Consider the following 22,427-nt stretch of genomic DNA (forward strand, 5'->3'; position numbering starts at 1 on the left):
CATTCAGTAATGGTTAGTAGTTATGAGTGTATATGAATTTCTTGCCCAATTTGCCAAGTCGACTTATGAGACCTTAACAGTGAATAGTATGGTCATTTGTGCCATGACTTTATCAGTTGTGACATCTGCAATTAAGTCGATCAAACAAAAGGGCAAGCTGGATTGGGTCGAAGCTTTGCTATGTGGATGCTTAACACTCGCAGTATCCAGTACTTTGGAATACCTCAAACTACCCCGTGAAATTTCAATTTTCTTAGGTGGATTCATCGGCTTTAAAGGCAGTCTTTGGATTGATGCGTTTATTAATCGCAAAACAGATAGTGAGGAATGATTCAATGGGTATATTGGGAGAAAGTATTTTTCGGTTTAAGTCAGTTCAATATGGCGCTGCAGCTGTAGGTTTGATTGGTGTGATTTCACCATTTCTACAGACGATCGTAGATACAGGAACATTGCAGGAACCGTATCTCACTTTAGTAAAAGGTGCATTGGTATTGTGTGCAGTCATTATTGGTAAAAAACAATATCAACCTGAGCTACATCAAGACAATGTTCTCAGTTTTGCTGAGTTGAAAGAAGATGCAATTAGCTTTGATGAGGCGTTTGAGCGATTGATTGGCCATGAAGGTGGCTACTCTAATGATAAGAATGATCCAGGCAACTGGACAGGTGGACAAGTAGGCAAGGGAACATTAAAGGGAACTAAGTATGGGATAGCTGCAAATACCTACCCGAACTTGGATATCAAGAACTTGACACTTACTCAGGCAAAAGAGATTTACCGAAAAGACTGGTGGAATAAGCTGGGTGCTGATGGAATCCACTCGGCAATTGTATTTCAGTTATGGGATTTTGCCATTAATGCCGGCAAGGTCCGAGCAATTAAAGAATTACAGCAAGCGATAGGGTTTGTTGGCTCTCAAGTAGATGGTAAGTTGGGTCCTGCCACTAAAGCCAAGATTAATGAATTTGATATCAATGATGTCATTCTGACCTTAATGGCTGAGCGCTTAAAGTTTTATACAGCGTTACCAACTTTCTCCCGTTATGGAAAAGGTTGGGTAGGTCGGTGTGCTGAGAATTTGAAATATGCGGCTAAGGATAATTGATTGATTTCTATGCCGTAGACCATAAGTATTTTGAATAAATTTTTCATAAAAAACTATAATTATTGATTATTTATTCAACATGTTGTACTAATTAGAAATACGCTGTAGTTTTTGTGAAAGCCCTCATTGAGGGCTTTTTTATTGTCAACAACATCCATAAATAGTATGAGATAATTGTTAATGCAACTCATTTGCTTATTTAATAAGCAGTATACAAATAAATTTTTTATGATGATTTTTTTTATTTGTATACTGATTTGTATACTAATGAACTGCAACCAGTTACTTTCCAATACAACTATATGCAACTTTAATATTTTTTAAGTTGTTGATTATGCAAAGGTATACAACTTGATCCAATCCATTCCAATCCGCAGCAAACTAGGTGGATTTTACTTTTTCTACTATGCAATTGTTGGCATTTTCATGCCGTATTGGAATTTATATCTCCAGCATCAGGGTTTCAGTTTTCAACAAATTGGATGGTTGTCTTCGATTGCAATTATTACCCGTTTTTTTGCGCCATTTATTTGGGGATGGATCGCAGACAAAACGGGTAAGCGCATGTTACTTGTCCGTATTGCGACTTGGGTTGAATCCTGTATTTGGTTTTTCATTTTTATTATTCCCAATAATTTTCAGTCTATAGCAGCACTAATGCTGATTTTTAGCTTTTTCCAAAATGCAATCTTGGCTCAATTTGAAGGCGTGACACTTTTCTGGCTGGGTGATGAAAAAGCGAAATATTATGGGCGAGTGAGAAAATGGGGATCTGTTGGATTTATTGCTGCTGTATTTCTAATTGGTGAGCTACTCGACATCATTTCAATTCGTTGGCTGCCTATTATTTTATTGAGCATTGCATTCTTGGCATTCCTTTGGGCATTTACCATTCAAGAACCGAGTAATGCACCTAAAGCACAAAAAAAATTACAACCGCTTTGGCAAAATATTCGCCGTCCTACCGTTTTGGCATTCTTTTCGATTGAATTTATTTTACTGTTTTCATTTGCACCATTTTATAGCTTTTACAGCAACTATTTACATGCTCAAGACTATACAACCGCACAAATTGGGACATTATGGGCGACAGGCGTAATCGCTGAAATTATCATGTTTGCTTATGCGCAACGCATCTTTTTACAACGTTTTTCATGGCAAAAATTGGTGATGCTCTGTCTATGCTTAACCTCCATTCGATGGGTCGTGGTTGGGCTATATTCAGATTCTTTTGCTATACAAATCATGGCACAGACTCTACATGCTTTTAGTTTTGGTTTATTTCATCTGATTGCAATGAAAGTAATTTTTCAGAATTTTAGTGCTGAGCAACAAGGTCGGGGACAAGCCTTGTATAGCACCATGTGGGGCATTGGGGTTGCCCTAGGGAGTATTTTAACGGGACATTATTGGAATGTGGTTTCAGGACAACACATCTTTCTCTATGCGGCATTGATTGTCCTTTTGGCAATGCCTTTGACATATTGGCTACCAAGGCATTGCCAAACTGATGCATCAATCGCAATAAAACCTTAAATAAACAAGTTATTCATACAATTTTCTGTAACAAATATGATAATTTGATTGAATCACTTAGAGGTCTAAAACAACTTATGAAACAATTATTCATCTCCAGTGTCTTTTGTCTGTGTTCAACTTTCGCATTGGCAGCACCACAAACAAATCAAGTTAGCCCAGATAATCAGAATGACAATTCAATCAATATTATTGTGCGTCCACAAATTGCAGGGCTATGGGGAATGAAGATCCCAAACAATAACAAATGCGTGGAATATTATAATTTTAAAAGCAGTAATCAAGTCATTATTAAAAGTGCTTCAGAGTGGTCAACAGGTATTTACGAATATCAGCCATCTCCTGAGAATTCCAAAATTGGTGCACTTGCATTACAAGTAAAATATGACAATAACCAAAAGGACTGCTTAGGTCATCAACAAGACCAAGCAGGAGAGGTATCCCAGTATTTTGTGCAATGGCGAGATGCAAATACGATTCAATTTTGTGCATCGGAAAAACAAGATAAATGTGTGGTTACACTGCATCGTGTTCTACCTTAGTTGATGAAAATAAATGAGATTTTTAAAAAAACTCACTTATTTTATAAAAATACTTGTTTAATTAAATAAACAAGCGTATTTTAATCATGAACAGTTTATTTATGATGAATTTGATGTTACAGCAACCTATCTCTACTTCTTACAGCGCGTATTACTGGCACTTTAGATAGTCGCCCGAATACGTTTGGGCACGGAAAAGATAGGTTGCCCATCAAAACATTTAATACCTGATTGGCAACCCCAATCAGGTTTTTTTATATTTTAAATTTGGAGAATGACAATGTTTACAACTGATCTAGTGGCTTATTTTCAACCTCGATTCTGGTTCTATTTTGCAGCGAATCGCTCAGAAATACATACACCCTTATTGATGAATTAAACGCCAAGGAAAATTTTATGAACAGCATTTTAATTACTCCACAACAGCTCAAACAGCAACAACCTTTGAGCAGCGAACTTGCTGCACACGTACAACAACAGCGCCAAACAATAGAAAAAATTTTAAAAGGGCAGGACTCACGTTTATTGGTGATTACAGGTCCGTGTTCAATCCATGATCCAAAAGCCGTTTTTGAATATGCAGAAAAATTAAAAAAACTACAGGCTCAAGTTGAAAAGCAAATTTACTTTGTGATGCGTGCATATATCGAGAAGCCGCGAACTACTGTGGGTTGGAAAGGTTTTCTATATGATCCAAATTTAAATGGTCAGGCAGATCTTAATGAAGGTTTAGCTCAATCTCGTGAACTGTACTTACAAATTTTAAATCTGGGTTTACCACTTGCCAGTGAAATTCTAAATCCAATGGTGACAGGTTATTTTGATGATCTTTTGGCTTGGGGTGCAATTGGTGCACGCACATCTGAATCACAAATTCACCGTGAGATTGCAAGCAGCTTGCCATATCCAGTCGGTTTCAAAAATGGTACTGATGGCTCTGTACAAATTGCAACGGATGCTATTTTATCGTCACAGCATTCACATCAGTTTTTCGCAATGGGACAAACGGGTGCGCCAGTACTACTAGCGAGTTCGGGAAATCCTTTGGCACATATCATTTTGCGTGGCTCAAACTCTGGAACAAATTACGATGCTGCCTCAATTCAGGCAATTCAGAAAAAATTGAAACAGCCAACTGCAATTATTGTCGATTGTAGTCATGGTAATAGTGGCAAAGATCCGTTCCGTCAGCCAGAAGTTTTACAGCAAGTGGTACAAGAGCGAGAACTCACTCAAGTTCGTGGTGTAATGCTAGAAAGCCATTTGGTTGATGGACAGCAGAAAATTTCTGAATGTATGGTCTATGGTCAGTCTGTTACTGATGGTTGTTTAGGTTGGGATAAAACTGAAGCATTATTAATTGATATGGCTGAACAGCTTGATCAGCATCAGTTAAAGAAGATTGTTGCCTAATTCAACAAAAATAGAAGATAAGGGGAAACCTTATCTTCTGATTCGCTATGATGACTCTATAATTCAAGGCATCGCCTATTTTATATAAATGTTTAATTTTTAATCATTTATATTTTTGATTAACATTTAATCATATTAATTTTCTGTGGTTGAGTGCTATACATACCTAAAATTTTCCATTAATTTTTTAATATTTTTACAAAAAATTTATTCAAATATTTGTTTTATAAAAAGTTTTTAATATTTTGCATTGGAATCATGGAATCATGGAATCATGGAATCATGGAATCATGGAATCATGGAATCATGGAATCATGGAATCATGGAATCATGGAATCATGGAATCATGGAATCATGGAATCATGGAATCATGGAATCATCAGAAATTAGACAGAATCGACATTTGAGCCACAAATTAAACGAAACAGATTTAAATGATTTTTAAGCTGAGATTCGACCACAAAGCAGCATTCTAGGCTACGTTTTATAGTAATCATCTATTTCGTATAATGTATATTATGTTAAATAAAGTGTCAGAGATTATGCCCAACTCTATTTAGCGGTCGTCACGCGACACATAAGTTGTCATTTGCGACAGATGTTATGTCATTCACATGATTCATGGTCTGACTCTTAGACTCAACTTTTCTCTTATTTTCCATAACGTCCTACCTAAGGCTCCTAGCAATTTTTTTAGCTCTAATAAAATACTACTTGGCTACTGTTTTATTAAAAAAGCTCCTGAATATTTCATATTTATAAAAAAGATTTTATGAAAATGTAATAAAATATTTCAATGCCTTAAAATACATTTATCCCTTTTCCTAGGCTTTTTAAAATATATTCATGAAGCGTTAAAAGTATTATTGGGGTTTTATAAAAATGTATTTAAATCACTCTATCTTTATTAAGTATATAAAAATCTTAGAAAATTAATTCTGCTTAAAACCTTAGTTATAAGTTAATAATAACTATTTAAAAAAATTAAACTTAGCTCTTAAACTCTTAAGATATTTTAGACAAAATATTAAAGACTTTTGACTTTCAATAATTCATATTTATTTAATAAAAACAAAATCTTATGTGCAATTCTGACTCTATTTTTTGATTTTTTATGGAAAATTTTGGTCTTAAACAAGAAATATAGAAAATTGTAGTTTTTATAAAATTACTATATTTTTATAAAAAAACTAGGAGCTTTCGAGATGATAAAAAGTATCCAGCAAGTAAAAGAAGAATTTAATAGTTCTGGTATTTCAATTGCGGAATGGTCAAGGGAAAATAATTTTCCTGCTCCATTGGTCTACCAAATTTTAAATCACACGCGCATTCCGCAAAGAGGAAAAAGCCATCTGATCGCTGTGAAGTTAGGTATAAAGCAATAGAAATTTATTCTTATAGGTTTGTATAAAAGAAAACGACTTATGTCGGCAAACATAAGTCGTTTGATTCCAATACAGAAGTACTGAAAGTTAGTAATTTAAGTATCTTCTGTATTGGGTAATTCGTCAAGCCCAACATTTTGTTTTTTACAAAGTGAATAAACAGGCTCGTTTCTGAATAGCAGCCCTGCTGTTTTATTTTTAGCGAGTTTGTTAAGGAAGATACTCAAAATGAAAAAATATAAAGATGATCCAAACTCAAATTTTCATGAGCAGATCGAACTTGCTTTTAAGCGTGGCTCTGATATTGCAGGTGTCTTGCGCGGCATCAGGAAAATTCATCAAGGTAGCGTAGGTAAACGTACCTCGTTATTTCCTAGTAAGAAAAATGCTGGAATGATACCTGTTGAAAGTAATTTGGAATTAGCATATGCAATTGAATTAGAGAGAGATCTTTCTGTTGTTTCCTATCGGACACAAGCATTAAAAATCCAATTAAGTCAAAGTGAATCAAATTATCCTGACTTTTTAGTTAAATACTCTGATGGCCGTGTTGAAGTCCATGAAGTAAAAGCAGATAAACTTAATTTGACAGAGAAAAAAGCTAAGAAACATCATCGAATTAAAAAAATAATAAATTACAATAATATACGGTATAAGATAGTTGATAAAAATGATGTTGTGCTGGGCTTTAACCAAAGTGCACTATTATATTTTTATCAACGCTTAGGAATGCAATCGTGGACAGATCAGCAGATAGATAAAGCAATAAAAGTCATTCCTACTCATAGTCGACTATTATTCACAGAAATACAAAAAATACTTGAAAACAATAGTTTGCCTGTTGATATAGCATACTACTTAATATTTTATAAATATATTCCTATGCCATTTTACATTCTAGCTCTAGTAGAGACAGTCAGATCTCGGGGGCTACTATGAACTCACATTTGTTAATCCCAAAGATAGGATTAAGATTTTTACTAACTGGAACACCTTATGAAGTTAGTTGGACAAGTCAAGGGGTGGTACGTTACTCAGCAATTGCTGGAGGAAAAATCTACTCAATTAGTATCGAAAAATTTACTGAAAAATATCATTCTGGTGAGATCACATTAAATGGAGATTTATCTGACTCACTATTAAGTATGGAAAAAACTAGGGATCTCTTGAGAAAACAGGAATATATTAAAACTGTGTTAAATTCAGTTAGTCATCCCTATTCACATTCTAATGTTTATAAGACAATTATGGATGTTTCAAAACGAATAAAGGACCATTCTCCCCCTTCGTCCCGTTCAGTCATGAGATGGATAAAACTGTATTTAGATAATGATAAAGATCTCTATACTTTAAATAAATTCAAGGTAGGAAATACATTTCTTCGCTTCAATATTGAAATTGAACAAATTATAACTCTTGCAATTAAAGAGTGCTATTTAGAACCGAAAGAACGTCGAAGTAGCATTGATGTTGTTTCATTTATCAAAGCAAAAATGCTTGAGCAAGATATAAATGTTAATCAATGTCCATCATTACGTACTATCCAACGAAGAATTAAGCAGTTGGATCCTTACCTCGTACTACGAGCAAAAAAAGGTACAAGAATTGCAAATACAACATTTAAAGCTGCTGGAATAAAAAAAGAAAGCCAATTTGTAATGGCAATAGTCGAAATTGACACTCATTATTTAGACATATTTATTATCGATGAAGAGTCAAAAGAAGTTATGGGGCGTCCTTTTCTAACGTGCGCTATTGATATCTTTACTCGTTGTATTGTTGGATGGTATCTAAGTATGTTACCAGTTAATGCTTCAAGTACTCTTGCAACCATTAAAGATATGTTAGACAGACCACATCAGGGACTTCCTGGTGGAATTCCCAGTTTGATTATCCCTGATAATGGTGTGGAATTTAAAAACAATACAATGAGCAAAATATGCTGTGAATTAGGTATTACGATTCAGCCAGCTCAAAATAGAACCCCAGATGATAAAGCTAAAATTGAACGTTTTTTTGGGACAATAACTCATAATCTGATTCAGAAAATAAAGGGTACTACATTCTCAAATCCTCGAGAAAAAGCTGATTATGATCCAAAAAAAAATGCTAGCATTACTTTAGCCAATTTAAGATCCTATCTAACCGAATGGATCGACGAAATTTATCATAAAAGTATACATTCAAGTATAAGTCGAGCACCTATACTTGCATGGAAAGATGCGGTTAAAATAAGCCCTCCTATTCTGCTCTCAAAATCTCAGATTGATGTCCTTACACGGAAAACTTTTAAAAGAAATATAAATCATGGTCAGGTTAAATTTCTGTATTTAACTTATAAATCTCACGTACTCGCAACATTGTCAGCTCAGGGGATACTTGAAGTTTTCCTTATGGTGGATGAATCAAATCTAGAATATATTTATTTTCAAGATCCATTAGATAGTAGTAATTATATTCGAGCTGATTCAACTGATCCAACCTATACAAGAGGATTGACATTGTATGAACATGAATTAGTTCTCGAAGAAAAAAAGAAAATATCAAAAGCAGATAAAGAAAAATTAGGTGAACATATAACAGATTTTGCACGATGGGCTTTACATCAGCGTATTCAATCAGATGTTAAGCTAAATAAAAAAGCGAAACAACTTAAGATTGAGCTACCAAATCATTTAAAAGTTCTTTTGGAGGATCCAATAGAATTTAATCTAGATGAACAAAAAAAAGATTGTTTCAGTACTTTACCGCTGATGTCATCACAAGCCAAAGACTTAGTTTTAGATAGTTTATCTGATAAGAAAGATAACTATTCAGATTTTTTGACTTGGGAGTTTGATAATGAATAGTGATCAAATTATTTTAGATAAAATTAATAAAATCATGCAACTAGTTGTAGTTTCATCTGAATTTAATACAGCTGATAAAGGGATTTTACTTTGTGCAGAAAAAAATAAAACATACGCGCAGCCATTTGGTTGTTTGCTATTAGCAAAAGGTGGCTTAGGGAAAACAACTCTCTGCCAAACTATTGTGAAAAAGCATCCCCCTACTTATCGGACTGAGGAGGGATTTAAGAAGTCCATAGTCCCTGTGTTTTATATAGAAGTACCCTCACCAGCTACTGTAAAATCTGTTGCAAGTTGTATGTTAAATGCTTTGCATGATCCTGCTCCTTTTTCAGGGAGCACAACGCAGATGAATCACAAACTTGTAGCACTGTTAAAAGTATGTGAAACAAGGCTGATATTTATTGATGAATTTCATCATTTGTTTGATCTTCAAACTTCGACTAAACGAATGAATACAGTGGTATGCAACTGGATAAAAACCTTGGTAAATGAAACTGGTATTTGCTTTTGCCTAGTAGGTCTACCTGAGTTTGAGTCGTTATTGAAGATTGACAGTCAGCTTGCACGAAGATTCTCACAAACCTTTAAGCTGAATCAGCTTAGAGTTACAAAAATAGATGAACCAGGGACATTACATGCTTTCCTTCATCAGATTTCATTAAATATAGAAAAATATTTACATATTAAATTTGAACCTTCTTTAACAAGTCAACTATTAGCTTTACAGATTTATATAGCTACAAATGGTCACCATGCCTACCTAATGCTTCTTTTAGAAAATTGTCTTTTCCAAGTGATGAAAAAAGATAAATATATAATAACGATTGAAGAGTTTATTAAAGCATGGGATGACGGTATTACTTCCTATGTAAGTAAAACTAAATCAAATCCATTTCGTCTAGATATGACTAGTATTTCTTCGAAAATAAGAAACTCTTAGCTCTGATTATATGTGTAATCATACTTTCATTAAGTAGAGTAAAAGCAATGGATAAGCCAAATTTTAATAGAAAATTTCTTGTCATCCCTATACCAGAAGAAGATGAATTTATTCTGAGTTTTTTAAACCGTATAAAAATAGCTAATGCTTACCCTTCACTAAATTCTGTTATAAAAACAATTTTTGATAAGAAGATAAATATTATTAATATAGTTAAAGGAAATTTTGACAAGTCGGTTTTTTACAAATTTACAGACTTAGCAGAAGATGATATAAATAAATTGTGTATAACTAATAAAAACAATTTTTATATAGTTAGTTGTCTATTAATTTGTCCATATTGTATTAAGCAGAACTGTTATGTCTCTCTTGCTGGATATAAAAGAAATGCGATATGCCCCACCCACTCGACTCCATATATAAGTAGGTGTCCCCACTGTAATAAGTTGTTAGATTGGAATGCTGAAAAAATTGAAATCTGTAAATTCTGCAAGATTTCTGTTTATTCAAATATTAGTGATTATATCATTGAATATGATGAAAAAATAAGCCAAAATGATATTTTTATAATTTATAATGATTTTTTGGATTTGAAAGGTATATCGCCTAGCAGGAATGAGCAGTATAGTTTAAATAATTTATATAAAGGATTAAGAAAGTCTATTGATTTTTTAATGCAACCTGATATGTTTATGATCAAAGAGTTTAGAGAGTTATTCATAAGAACTGATATTCGATTTCCTAATTATAAAGTAGTTAGATATGAATTTTTCTTATTGTTGCTTAGAATAATTAGATTGATAAATAGCATTTCTTTAATCGGTTTGAAAATCAGAGAGAGTCTTTCAAATATTGTGGGATTTGAGTTGGTTGAAAATATTTCTAATAATTACGACAAAGAGTTATATAACTTTTTGAATTATTACGATGAAAATTTTGGTCAAAGAAAAGTAGATTTAAATGTAAGAAAAATATTGAACACAACTGATGATGTTTCAGATTTAATAATTAATAAATATTTTGAAAAAAGCGATAAAAATAATACTATTAAATTAGAGGATTTTATTCATTTTTGTAAAAGTTTATCTAGAAATTTAAGCTTTAAAGATATTAATGATGACTTTATCTTTCTTCATGAATTTTTACCAAGCAAACAATTAGAATTGCTTGATAAAATATTTTATGGACCAACTTTTTTGTATAATTTTAATTATGAAGACGTTTTATTAGGGGTTAAAATAAAAAGAAAAGATTTAAATTTAGTCGAAAATAGTCATTAAATTTAATTAAGAGTTATGTAAAAAATAGATACTAATTTAAACTTTTTGATATCACTTCGTGATTTATTCTGTTCAAGGTATTTTTTTCAAAACAAGTAAATATAAATAATGGAACCCGCATAAAGAATGCGAGCTCTATATCGTCTTAGGGCTTTCTTGGTGGAGATGTGGTTTGTTGAGATGAATTTAATGTGAGTGATTCACAGGTACTTGGTGATTTACTCAATCAGATTCCAGAAGATGAGAGAGTTGACCCCGTCTATACCTATGGAGCTTATGATACCAAACAGTGCCGACAGGTCATTGCGGATCGGCAAGCACAAGCAGTGATTCCACTAAGAAAAAATGCGGAGCCATGGAAAGATAAAAAGATGGGCTCGCTAGAACGCAATTAGTTGCTTCGAACAGTTAAGCGTTTAGGAAGAACTATCTGGAAGAAATGGTCAGGCTATCATCGGCGAAGTTTGGTGGAAGCCAATATGCATTGCATCAAATTATTGGGGGATAAACTCATTGCGAGAAATTTTCAAAGCTAAGTCAATGAGATGCATGCACGTGTGGCAGTATTAAATAAATTTACGGACTTAGGCAGACCACATACCCAAGTTGTCACTTAAATTTGAGTAGATATGGGAAATCTTAACTTTTAAATCTTTGTGCAACAAAGCCAAGCTAATGGGAAACGCTAACCATTGGAAGCACAACAGCTCTTTGAGCTAGACCAGACCTCGATATATTCATCGATATCCGACTTCGGCTTGTCAAAAATCATTTTCATGCAGAAATATAAAAATAAGTACAGCTATTCAATTACATACACTATTCCTTGAGTTGATTTTAGGATTTTTACAAACCTTCAATCAACAACTTCTTCTTTTTAAGATCAAATTAACATAAGTATATGTTTTAAAATAATTAAATAATATTTTTTCAAACCTACACTCTACAACTAAAGTCGAACTTCTCGATTTTCTGTTGACATGACTAAAAAATGAAATATATTAATAATGATACGATATGTATCATTATACGAAATATTTTAAATAGGATGTTTAAAATGATAGGGCTAATCGGAATAGTCTTGTCCCTAATATTGCTGATGTATTTAGCATATAAGGGCTTCAGCGTTATTGTTCTTGCACCAATACTTGCGTTATTTGCAGTTGCATGGAGTGGGCTCAGCAATGAGGTACTTGGGTTCTATTCTCAAGTTTTCATGACAGGTTTAGGTGGTTACATCATCAAATATTTCCCACTCTTTTTATTAGGAGCTGTGTTTGGGAAATTAATGGATGACTCAGGTTCAGCTCGAACTATCGCCAATTTTTTTGTAGAAAAATTGGGACATAAAAGAGCGATGCTTTCTATCGTGCTTTCATGTTCGATTTTAACTTACGGTGGCGTTTCGTTATTTGTTGTTGGTTTTGCTGTATTCCCAATTGCATCTGCACTCTTTAAAGAACTTGGGATTCCGAAGCGTCTAATTCCTGCAGCAATTATGTTAGGTGCTCTTACGTTTACCATGACGGCATTACCTGGCACACCTGCTATTCAAAATGCTATACCAATGCCATTTTTTAATACAGACCTATACGCTTCACCTGGCTTAGGAATACTAGCATCCATTTTTATTTTGGTTACAGGAATGTGGTGGTTAAACAAGCGCATTGCTAAAGCACATTTACAGAATGAAGGTTATGGCAATCACTTTGAATCACACCAACGTGAAAGTGGATTAACCTCATCATCTCCAAGTTTACTGATTGCTTTTGCACCAATCTTAGTAGTTATAATTTCCAACTTACTGTTAACTAAAGTTATTTTACCTTCTCTGGATACGGCATATCTTTCTACTGATCAATTTGGAAATACTTCATTAAGTTCAGTCATTGGGCTATGGGCGATTATCTGTGCATTGGTCTTAGCTTGCTTAAGCATCATCGTTCTAAATTGGAAGGCCTTTGTTGATATCAAAGATTCAATTCAGCAAGGGGTGTCATCTTCATTCTTACCTATTTTTAATACGGCTTCTGAGGTGGGTTATGGCTCAGTCATCGCTTCATTGGCAGGTTTTATTATTCTGCGTGATTTTCTAATCGGTATTGCACCAAATAATCCTCTAATTTCTGAAGCTATTGTTATCAATGTATTAGCAGGGATTACTGGTTCAGCTTCGGGTGGTCTTAGTATTGCTCTAAAGACAATGGGTGAAACCTATAAAAGTTTAGCACTAGAGCATGGGATTTCATTAGAACTCATGCACAGAGTCGCATCTATGGCCTCTGGCGCACTTGACTCACTTCCACACAATGGTGCCGTAATTACTATCATCACCTTATGTGGGTTAACTCATAAACAATCTTACTACGACATGTTCATTGTCGCTGTTGTTATACCGCTGATTGCATTAAGTGGTGTCATTACCCTCGGTACAATATTTGGATCATTCTAGATAACTCAATACCTTAACTCTATATGGTGAATTAAAAATGTCTCATACGATAAACCTTCCTCGAATTATGCAGGTTGGAAAAAATGCTCGAAGCCAGCTTCCTGCAATATTAAATAGCTTAGGAGCAAAAAAGCCTTTGATCATCACTGACAAAATGATGGTTACATTAGGTTATATCAATGAAATCCAGAACATACTCAAAACAGCAAATATTGAAAGCGACTATTTTGACGAGACTATTCCTGAGCCAACTTCTGCTTCAATCGAAGCAGGTGTAAATCATATTAGATCTCATCAATATGATTCCATCATTGCTGTAGGTGGCGGAAGCCCAATCGACAGTGCCAAAGCCATTAGTATTTTGGGCATGTTTGGTGGAGAAATTCGTGATTATAAATTTCCCCGACAAGTGAATGAGACTGGATTACCTATTATTGCTGTTCCAACAACAGCAGGTACAGGTTCAGAATGTACTCGATTTACGATCATTACTGATGATAAAACCAGTGAAAAAATGCTATGCGCAGGGTTAGGTTTTTTACCTGTGGCTGCAATCGTAGACTATGAGTTAACGATGTCAATGCCTGCCCGTACAACGGCTGATACTGGAATTGACGCACTCACGCATGCAATTGAAGCTTATGTTAGCAAAAAGGCAAGTCCCTATAGTGATTCCCAAGCGATTGCGGCAATGAAGCTCATTGGTCCAAATCTACAGACCGTTTTTCACGAACCAAATAATGAATCTGCACGTGAAAAAATGATGCTCGGATCTACATTTGCAGGTATCGCATTTTCCAATGCCTCTGTTGCTTTAGTACATGGTATGAGTCGACCGATTGGTGCTTTTTTCCATGTTCCGCATGGATTATCTAATGCAATGTTACTACCGATGATTACAGAGTTTTCGATACATGCTGCACCAGAACGTTATGCAGAATGTGCTAAAGCAATGGGTGTTGCCCATATGGATGACTCTGACAATGTTGCAAATCAGAAACTTATCCAAGCATTAATCGAAATAAATAAAGACCTCAAAGTTCCAACATTAGCTGAATTTGGAGCTGATAAACAATTTTTCGATGAAATTGTCGAAACAATGGCTGAACAAGCTCTCGCATCTGGTTCACCTTCCAACAACCCTGTCGTTCCTACAATTGCAGAAATGGTTTCACTATATAAGCAACTCTGGTAAGGCATATTTAATTCATTTTTTCACATCAAGAGGATAGATCCACATGGAATTAATCGGGCATTTTATTAATGGGACTCTGAATACCCAACATGCAAGAACTCAACCTGTTTACAATCCATCAACAGGTGAGCAAAGCAAGGAAGTAGCGCTTGCAACCAAAGCAACAGTTGAAGAAGCAATTGCCGCAGCTGAAGCAGCATTTCCTGAATGGCGAAATACTCCAGTGATTAAACGTGCACGTGTCATGTTTAAATTCAAAGAACTGCTGGAAAAAAATGCTGAAAAAATTTGCCAACTTATTGGTGAAGAACATGGAAAAATCATGCATGACGCTGCTGGTGAATTACAGCGTGGTATCGAAAACGTCGAGTATGCTTGTAGTGCACCTGAATTCTTAAAAGGCGAATTTAGTAAAAATGTTGGCCCATCTATTGATTCTTGGAGCGAATTTCAGCCATTAGGTGTAGTCGCTGGAATTACTCCATTTAACTTTCCAGCGATGGTTCCACTTTGGATGTTCCCTATGGCTATTGTCTGTGGAAATACCTTTATTTTGAAACCTTCTGAGCGAGACCCATCATCTACTTTGTTTATCGCGCAGTTGATGAAAGAAGCTGGATTACCAGATGGTGTACTCAATGTGGTAAATGGTGATAAAGAAGCAGTTGATACTTTACTTTTAGATACTCGTGTACAGGCTGTGAGTTTTGTCGGATCTACAGCGATTGCTGAATATATTTATAAAACTGCTACAGCATCAGGAAAACGTTGCCAAGCCCTTGGTGGTGCAAAAAATCACGCAATTGTGATGCCTGATGCAGATTTGGATAATGTAGTTAGCTCTTTACTTGGCGCTGCGTTTGGTTCTTCTGGCGAACGCTGTATGGCACTTTCGGTTGCTGTTGCGGTAGGCGATGAAATTGCAGACCAAATGATAACTAAGCTTTCTGAAGCGATGAGTTCACTCAAATATGGTCCTTATTTGGATAAGAATAACGATTTTGGACCAGTCATTACAGCTCAACATAAAGCTAAAGTTGTAGGTTATATTAATAGTGCTGAAGAACAAGGTGCGAACATTGTGGTTGATGGTCGCGATGCTGCTCCAGTTGGTTATGAAAATGGTTTCTACGTTGGTGCCACACTCATTGATCAAGTCACTGCTGACATGACCAGTTATAAAGAAGAAATTTTTGGACCTGTATTACAAGTGATTCGTGTAAGTACAATGCAAGAAGCTATGAACCTTATTGATAATCATGAATATGGTAATGGTACTTGTATTTATACACGTGACGGTGAAGCAGCCCGCTATTTCAGTGATAACATTAAAGTTGGTATGGTCGGAGTTAATATTCCGCTTCCTGTACCTGTTGCTTATCATAGTTTTGGTGGTTGGAAACGTTCATTATTTGGTGACTTATATGCGTATGGTCCAGATGGTGCTCGTTTCTATACTCGACGCAAAACTATTACTCAACGTTGGCCAAGTGCGAATGTTAGAGAAGGCGCACAATTTTCTATGCCGACTTTAAACTAAGATTAGCAAGCAAGATAAGGGGGAAGCTGATATAGCTTCCCTTTTTTATTTAGTATCAATCAAATGACTCAGATCGTTGGCAGCTTGACGCAATAGGGGTTCAAAAGCCAAAAGATCATCTAATGATTTACGTATAGTCGGTGCATGTACATATAAACACGCAACAATCTCTTCTTTTCTAAAGATTGGAACTGAACATGCCACCATACCTGAGATAAATTCTTCGTTATCTGTTCCAATTTGATTTGAATAAATTTGACTTAAATTTTCTTCAAGCAAGATTGGATTTGTAATGGTATTTTTAGTCATTTGCTCAATAGACAGATGTTCCAATATTTTTTTTCTACGTTGATCTGGTTGAAAACTCAGTAGTAATTTCCCACTGGATGTACACCATAGTGGCACAGTTGAGCCAATCGGTAGATAGACTTGTAAGGGCCAATTCGCTTGAACGCGGTCTGTATATAGCATTTGATTGTTATGCAGTATAGCGATTCCGCACGTTTCATTAATTTGGTCTGACAACTTTTGTAAAATCGCTAACCTTTCTATTTTTAGAGGTTCTTGCTGCCATGCACTCATGAGCAAATCATAGGTTCGCTCGCCTACGATATACCCACCATAGGTATCAACCTTAATGAACTTTTCCTGCTCCAAGGTCTGCAACAGTCGATGGATACTAGGTTTAGGAATATCCAGTTCTACTGAGAGGTCTAAAGGGGTCGGAGGATGTTTGGCTGTTGAAATAGCCTCAATAATATCTAAAACTCGGGTTATTGATGAGCCTTTTCTATTCATTGTAAGTACTCGATAGTCAAAGGTAGTTACCTGTGCAAAAAGAATAATATAATCTTTCAAATTATAAGTGATGTATAGGCTTCATCCTAATGATTGCTGAATGTTTTTAGCACCTTGGGTTTTACAAATTAAATTAGAGCAAACAATCATCATATATTTTTATAATATTAGCGAATAGGCCATCTAAATTAGATGCAGAGGTACTTTCATAATCTGATAATTCATTCATCTGCTAATCAGCTTTGTTCTGAACCTAGTTTAATTAAGTGGACTTAATTGATCCATTCAAGATTATTACTATATCCGTCAAAAATGAATTTACTCTAATGGTCACTTTGCTACTTGAATTTGAGCAAATTAGGTAAACTTTATTTTAATTCTTTGTGCAAAAACTGAGGTAGGAGAAACTTCTTCAGTTGCCTAAACGCTTATTGCGGGACTTTAGTAGAGCACGGTATCGTTGAAGCCTGCTTATAGGCTACCTCGATGTTCATGACTAGAATTCATTCAATCTATGATATGAATGAACAGCATAGATTGAATGTATGGTATATGATTTTAGAAATGTTGCAAAATTATAGTTTTACAACAACTCGACCTCTGACTTTTCCATCTAAAATGTCATTTGAAATATTGATAGCATCCGTTAATTGAATTTCAGTTGTAACTGCTTCCAATTTGCTTTGATCTAATTCTGTAGCCAAACGCTGCCAAGCTTCTGCTCTTAATTCGATTGGAGCCATCACACTATCAATTCCATATAACGTGATTCCTCTCAAAATAAAGGGAGCAACTGTAGCGGGAAAATCCATCCCCCCAGCTAAACCACACGCTGCAACAGCACCTCGATATTGGGTTCCAGCACATGCATTTGCCAAAGTATGGCTACCGACAGTATCAATCACACCAGCCCAAACTTCTTTGCTTAATGGCTTTCCTGGCGAAGATAATTCAATACGATCAATAATTTCACTTGCACCCAAGTAGGTTAAATATTCTGATTCTTGAGGTCGTCCTGTTGAGGCAATTATCTCATAACCCAAATGCTTCAGAAGCATAATAGCGATACTGCCCACGCCGCCATTTGCACCCGTCACTAAAATTTTTCCATCACTCGGCTGGATCCCGTGCTTTTGCAAAGCCATGACACATAGCATAGCGGTATAACCAGCTGTACCAATGATCATCGTATCTTTAAAAGAAAAGGCTGAAGGTTTTCTGATGAGCCAATCCCCTGAGACCGTCACTTGCTCAGCCAGTCCTCCAGAATATTTTTCACCCACGCCCCAGCCATTGAGTAGAACTTCGTCGCCTTCTTTCCATGCTGGATGTGTTGATTCAATCACAGCACCTGAAAAATCGATGCCTGGGGTCAACGGAAAGCTACGTACCACTGGAGCGCGCCCAGTAATCGCCAACGCATCTTTATAATTTAAGGTTGAATACTTTACCTCGACTCTAACCTCTCCTTCTTGCAAAGGTTTTGCGGCAATCTCTGTAATTTTTGAGCTGTAACCCGTATCATCTTTAGTGATTTGAATACCCTTGTACATAAAACTTCCTCTTTATTTAATTAGACTAAATGTCTAGAATTAAGTAAAAAATAAATGCATACATCTGCATTTATTTTTTACTTAATTTTGAACACAATTTAACTGTTCTACACCGACCGCAAACAAGCGATAAAATGCATCTAAAGGACTGTCAGATTTGACCAAGCGTGCTCTCAGTACCGCACCTTCCCACCCAATCCAAAACTGATAAGCAGCCTCATCACAATCAACTACGCTATATTTTGCATCTGACTGATACAAACAATCTGAAACTAATTTCTCCCATACCTTAAAGATACTTTCGATTCGAGCGATAATCTCAGGTGGTAAATACGAAACTTCTTGCCCTAAGTTGCCTAAAATACAACCGCGTTTAAAATCGTATTTTTGCAGCTTTTCACCTGCATCTTTTACAAAATTTTGCAGCCTTTCTAATGGAGAAAGATCGGGTGGGCTTAAGAACTGCTTTAATCGCTTCACAAAATAAAGCTCATAAGCATTTAAGACTTCTAAAATAAAAGCCTCTTTATTTGCAAAATAATGGTAGAAAGACCCTTTAGGCACTTGGACTGATTTCATCAGATCGTCCAAGCTCATGGCATTCATACCACGTTCAGTCAGTAACTCGATCCCTCTGCGGATTAACACATCTTTCGTGTCGGCATAGTTCCCACCATGTTTGGTTGGTCTGCCGCGTGGTCGTTTGGGTAAGGAAGAATAATTCATACAATTAAAATAGACCATACATCTATAAATATCAATAGCGCACTTCGTTCATAAATCAAAGAACGTACAATTTTTTTGATCTTAAATGAGGACTCTCCTAATCTAATAGATCACGTTTTTCTCCATTTTCTAGGTCAAACAGTTGATATACCAATAATAATATTATTCATTAAGTAGACCAATTGACTAAGGCGTATCTTAATTTGAAAAATTAGTTTTTAAAGAATGATCAATGCCTGTTTTATACAAGGCTTATTGAATCAAGAATGGATATTAATTGATGGAAGCTAGATACATGCGTATCAACATGCAAGTAACACTCGGCTTGATTTTGAGTGAGCAATTGAATAGTCAAGAAGTGAGAACCACAAAAATCCATTGTTGCACCTGATGTGAATGGATTACCGATTGATTTTAAAATCACCAGAGGTGAAGACCGTATCAGCCAACTTGTAGAGCAGTTGATTGGTGAGATGGGTCAGGCAGAATACCTCATTGCTAATAAAGGCTATGATTCATAAAAAATCAGAATATTGGCATGAACAAACAATTCCTGCCGATCATTCCAATGGAATCAAACAGTATGAGAGAAAATAAATCATTTGATCCATATTTATATCGCTTAAGGAATTTGGTTGAAAATGTCTTTTCGAATTTAAAACAGTTTCGAGTAATAGCGACTCGATTTGATGAGTTTTCTCGAAATTATCAGTCTGAGGTTTTCATTGCTTATTATTATGTTGATTAGGTGCAAAGCCAAACAAAGACTCACCCTAATATCTATGAGCAAATTATTATACCCATGATGTATTGCACCATGTATAGAGGACTTGATTAAAATAAAAAATAGATTAGAAAAAGTTAGATCTATCCGATTTATCTTATTCCGATGAACCATTATGATTCTGAAAAATAAGTTAAAACCGGATAGAAATAGAATCTTACATAGGATTACGTTTTCTCTGTAAAGTTCTAATTAAAAATTACTTTAACTTATTACAGAGTTTTTTCGCCCTTTCTCGACTCTGATCGTGGTCTAGCAATATTAGTGTCCAGATGCTCCCTCCGCCCCTAACCCAGTCTCAGATCGTACCTGTTGAGCAACAAAGGCTGCCCGCTCACGCGCCGCGTTGGCACTACGGTCAGTGATTGAAAAAAACCAGATACCAACGAAACCTATAGTCATTGAAAAAAGTGCTGGCGAAGTATATGGGAATAAAGCTGAACCCTCTGGATTTCCAAGTGTAGTTTCCCAGACCGATGGTGAGACCACTGTAAGTGCTACAGACGATAGAAGCCCCAAAAAACCACCTATTACAGCACCGCGAGTTGTGCAATCTTTCCATAACACTGACATAAAAAGCACGGGGAAATTAGCCGAAGCAGCAATAGCGAAGGCTAGAGATACCATGAATGCGATATTCTGTTTTTCGAAAGCGATACCTAATAAGACAGCAATGATACTCAATACAACAGTAGTGATTCGAGAAACTTTAAGTTCACTTTTACTGTCTGCTTTACCCTTTTTAAATAATGTGGCATACAAATCATGTGACACAGCTGAAGCACCTGATAGCGTGAGTCCTGCAACCACCGCAAGAATAGTTGCAAACGCTACAGCAGAAATGAAACCATAGAATACGTTACCGCCCACTGACTTAGCTACAAGTACTGCTGCCATATTAGCAGTGCCTGCTCCACCATTGATTACACCCTTGGTAACATCCGCGAACTCAGGGTTGGTCAACACTAGTGCTATAGCACCAAAACCAATAATGAAAATTAATACGTAGAAATAACCGATCCAAGTCGTAGCCCAAAGTACAGATTTACGTGCTTCCTTGGCATCTGGCACAGTAAAAAAGCGCATCAAAACATGTGGCAAACCAGCAGTACCAAACATAAGTGCCATACCAAACGAAATAGCTGATATTGGGTCTTTCACAAAACCACCAGGCCCCATAATGGCTAGACCGAGCTGACTAGCTTCATCTGGTGAATGACCAGCGTTGGCTGCAATTGCCGTTCGTACCTCTACACCTCTTGCGAATAATGCTTCTGGACTGAATCCAAACTCGGCTAGCACCATAAAAGCCATAAACGTCACACCTGCTAACAATAAGCAAGCCTTGGTTATCTGTACCCATGTGGTAGCTGTCATACCACCAAACAGTACATACAACATCATCAATGCACCAACAATTACTACTGCAACCCAATAATCTAAGCCAAATAGTAATTTGATTAGCTGACCAGCACCAACCATCTGCGCAATTAAGTAAAATGCCACTACCACTAGCGTTCCAGATGCTGCAAAAGCACGAATTGGTGTCTGTTTGAAACGATAGCCAGCAACATCCGCAAAAGTAAATTTACCTAGGTTACGCAAACGCTCAGCCATTAGAAAAGTGATGATCGGCCAACCTACCAAAAAACCAATAGAATAAATCAGGCCATCATAACCAGTAGCCATAACGGCAGCCGATATACCTAAGAATGAAGCTGCCGACATATAGTCACCAGCAATTGCTAATCCATTTTGGAAGCCAGTAATGCCGCCACCAGCAGTATAAAAATCCGCAGCAGACTTTGTTTTCGTAGCGGCCCATTTCGTAATCAAAAGCGTAGCAACTACAAAGGTGCCAAACATGCCAATAGCTGTCCAGTTTGTGGCTTGCTTGGCTGTTTCGCCTACATCACCACCAGCCGCATGTGCGACAGTTGTAACCAAGAAACTAAGTATTACCGTTAGAAAGCTGATGGAGTTCTTCATCGTGTCGCCTCCTTCAGAATTTGCTTTGTCATTGCATCAAACTCACCATTAGCTCGGCGTACATAGATAGCCGTGATCACAATAGTGAAGATGATCACCGCCATACCGATTGGAATACCCAATGTTGTTACACCGCTACCAACCGGTTGTGCCAGAAATGGCTTATTGAATGCAATAAGCGAAATATAACCGAAATACACCAGCAACAGCATTGACGTCAAAATGAAACCGAGGCGATTACGTTTTTTGCGCAGTGCTATATATTCGGGATTTTGCTGGATCCTTTCGACAATGGAATCATTCATTTTTCTCTCCTTGTAATGAACCATATTG

19 protein-coding genes and 2 pseudogenes are annotated in these 22,427 nt (G+C 36.0%); 16 read left to right on the forward strand and 5 right to left on the reverse strand.

Going from position 1 to position 22,427, the window contains the following annotated elements:
- The first annotated feature begins 22 nt into the window (after positions 1–22).
- The 14 genes and pseudogenes from LVY74_RS00725 to LVY74_RS00790 all read left to right on the forward strand — a co-directional run bounded on the left by LVY74_RS00725 (position 23) and on the right by LVY74_RS00790 (position 16,244).
- Complete coding sequence (locus tag LVY74_RS00725; RefSeq protein ID WP_111894508.1) at positions 23–331, forward strand: phage holin family protein; 309 nt, start codon at positions 23–25, stop codon at positions 329–331.
- A gap of 253 nt (positions 332–584) precedes the next feature.
- Positions 585–1,109 carry a glycoside hydrolase family 108 protein gene (locus tag LVY74_RS00730; RefSeq protein WP_237813729.1) on the forward strand — a complete coding sequence of 175 codons (525 nt, stop codon included), beginning with the start codon at positions 585–587 and terminating at the stop codon, positions 1,107–1,109.
- 354 nt (positions 1,110–1,463) lie between these two features.
- Positions 1,464–2,645, forward strand: a complete 1,182-nt coding sequence (locus LVY74_RS00735) for an MFS transporter (RefSeq protein WP_237813730.1) — start codon at positions 1,464–1,466, stop codon at positions 2,643–2,645.
- A 77-nt stretch (positions 2,646–2,722) separates the two neighbouring features.
- The gene (locus LVY74_RS00740) at positions 2,723–3,187 is read left to right on the forward strand and encodes a hypothetical protein (protein ID WP_237813395.1); all 465 of its coding nucleotides are present in this window, start codon (positions 2,723–2,725) and stop codon (positions 3,185–3,187) included.
- 396 nt (positions 3,188–3,583) lie between these two features.
- Positions 3,584–4,600, forward strand: coding sequence for a 3-deoxy-7-phosphoheptulonate synthase (locus tag LVY74_RS00745; RefSeq protein WP_237813396.1), 1,017 nt, complete (start codon positions 3,584–3,586; stop codon positions 4,598–4,600).
- Positions 4,601–5,805: 1,205 nt separating this feature from the next.
- Entirely contained in the window at positions 5,806–5,985 is a 180-nt protein-coding gene (locus LVY74_RS00750) for a DNA-binding protein (protein ID WP_004911030.1), read from the forward strand.
- A 228-nt stretch (positions 5,986–6,213) separates the two neighbouring features.
- Positions 6,214–6,924, forward strand: coding sequence for a hypothetical protein (locus LVY74_RS17795; protein WP_330847858.1), 711 nt, complete (start codon positions 6,214–6,216; stop codon positions 6,922–6,924).
- Positions 6,921–7,514, forward strand: a pseudogene (locus tag LVY74_RS00760) (transposase); the annotation flags it as partial. The gene LVY74_RS17795 and the pseudogene LVY74_RS00760, both read left to right, overlap by 4 nt.
- Before the next feature lie 1,312 nt (positions 7,515–8,826).
- A complete protein-coding gene (locus LVY74_RS00765) occupies positions 8,827–9,777 on the forward strand; it encodes a TniB family NTP-binding protein (RefSeq protein WP_237813397.1) in 951 nt (316 codons plus the stop codon).
- A 47-nt stretch (positions 9,778–9,824) separates the two neighbouring features.
- Positions 9,825–11,057, forward strand: coding sequence for a hypothetical protein (locus LVY74_RS00770; RefSeq protein WP_237813398.1), 1,233 nt, complete (start codon positions 9,825–9,827; stop codon positions 11,055–11,057).
- A 188-nt stretch (positions 11,058–11,245) separates the two neighbouring features.
- Positions 11,246–11,674: pseudogene (locus tag LVY74_RS00775) on the forward strand (IS5 family transposase); the annotation flags it as partial.
- Positions 11,675–12,114: 440 nt separating this feature from the next.
- Positions 12,115–13,509: a GntP family permease gene (locus LVY74_RS00780; protein WP_237813731.1), complete on the forward strand. Its 1,395-nt coding sequence runs from the start codon at positions 12,115–12,117 to the stop codon at positions 13,507–13,509.
- Between the two features lie 37 nt (positions 13,510–13,546).
- Complete coding sequence (locus LVY74_RS00785) at positions 13,547–14,704, forward strand: iron-containing alcohol dehydrogenase (RefSeq protein WP_237813399.1); 1,158 nt, start codon at positions 13,547–13,549, stop codon at positions 14,702–14,704.
- Between the two features lie 43 nt (positions 14,705–14,747).
- Entirely contained in the window at positions 14,748–16,244 is a 1,497-nt protein-coding gene (locus tag LVY74_RS00790) for a CoA-acylating methylmalonate-semialdehyde dehydrogenase (protein WP_237813400.1), read from the forward strand.
- Between the two features lie 45 nt (positions 16,245–16,289).
- Here LVY74_RS00790 and LVY74_RS00795 read toward each other — a convergent pair whose 3' ends face one another.
- The 3 genes from LVY74_RS00795 to LVY74_RS00805 all read right to left on the reverse strand — a co-directional run bounded on the left by LVY74_RS00795 (position 16,290) and on the right by LVY74_RS00805 (position 19,321).
- Positions 16,290–17,042 carry an IclR family transcriptional regulator gene (locus LVY74_RS00795; protein WP_237813401.1) on the reverse strand — a complete coding sequence of 251 codons (753 nt, stop codon included), beginning with the start codon at positions 17,040–17,042 and terminating at the stop codon, positions 16,290–16,292.
- Positions 17,043–17,617: 575 nt separating this feature from the next.
- The gene (gene acuI, locus LVY74_RS00800; protein WP_237813402.1) at positions 17,618–18,595 is read right to left on the reverse strand and encodes an acrylyl-CoA reductase (NADPH); all 978 of its coding nucleotides are present in this window, start codon (positions 18,593–18,595) and stop codon (positions 17,618–17,620) included.
- Positions 18,596–18,676: 81 nt separating this feature from the next.
- The gene (locus LVY74_RS00805) at positions 18,677–19,321 is read right to left on the reverse strand and encodes a TetR/AcrR family transcriptional regulator (RefSeq protein ID WP_237813403.1); all 645 of its coding nucleotides are present in this window, start codon (positions 19,319–19,321) and stop codon (positions 18,677–18,679) included.
- A gap of 392 nt (positions 19,322–19,713) precedes the next feature.
- Between LVY74_RS00805 and LVY74_RS17730 the strand changes: the two genes are divergently transcribed.
- Positions 19,714–19,842 (forward strand): hypothetical protein, encoded by a 129-nt coding sequence (locus LVY74_RS17730; RefSeq protein ID WP_269090913.1) that lies wholly within the window; start codon positions 19,714–19,716, stop codon positions 19,840–19,842.
- Positions 19,843–19,904: 62 nt separating this feature from the next.
- Complete coding sequence (locus tag LVY74_RS17825; protein WP_442862764.1) at positions 19,905–20,069, forward strand: transposase; 165 nt, start codon at positions 19,905–19,907, stop codon at positions 20,067–20,069.
- Positions 20,070–20,366: 297 nt separating this feature from the next.
- On the opposite strand, the gene LVY74_RS00810 is transcribed toward LVY74_RS17825, so the two are convergent.
- Both LVY74_RS00810 and LVY74_RS00815 read right to left on the reverse strand, forming a co-directional pair.
- A complete protein-coding gene (locus LVY74_RS00810) occupies positions 20,367–22,094 on the reverse strand; it encodes a cation acetate symporter (RefSeq protein ID WP_237813404.1) in 1,728 nt (575 codons plus the stop codon).
- Positions 22,091–22,399, reverse strand: a complete 309-nt coding sequence (locus LVY74_RS00815; RefSeq protein WP_237813405.1) for a DUF485 domain-containing protein — start codon at positions 22,397–22,399, stop codon at positions 22,091–22,093. Before LVY74_RS00815 ends, LVY74_RS00810 begins: the two co-directional genes overlap by 4 nt.
- Positions 22,400–22,427 lie beyond the last annotated feature (28 nt).

This window comes from Acinetobacter sp. ME22 (genome assembly GCF_022012315.1).
Taxonomy (GTDB): domain Bacteria; phylum Pseudomonadota; class Gammaproteobacteria; order Pseudomonadales; family Moraxellaceae; genus Acinetobacter; species Acinetobacter brisouii_A.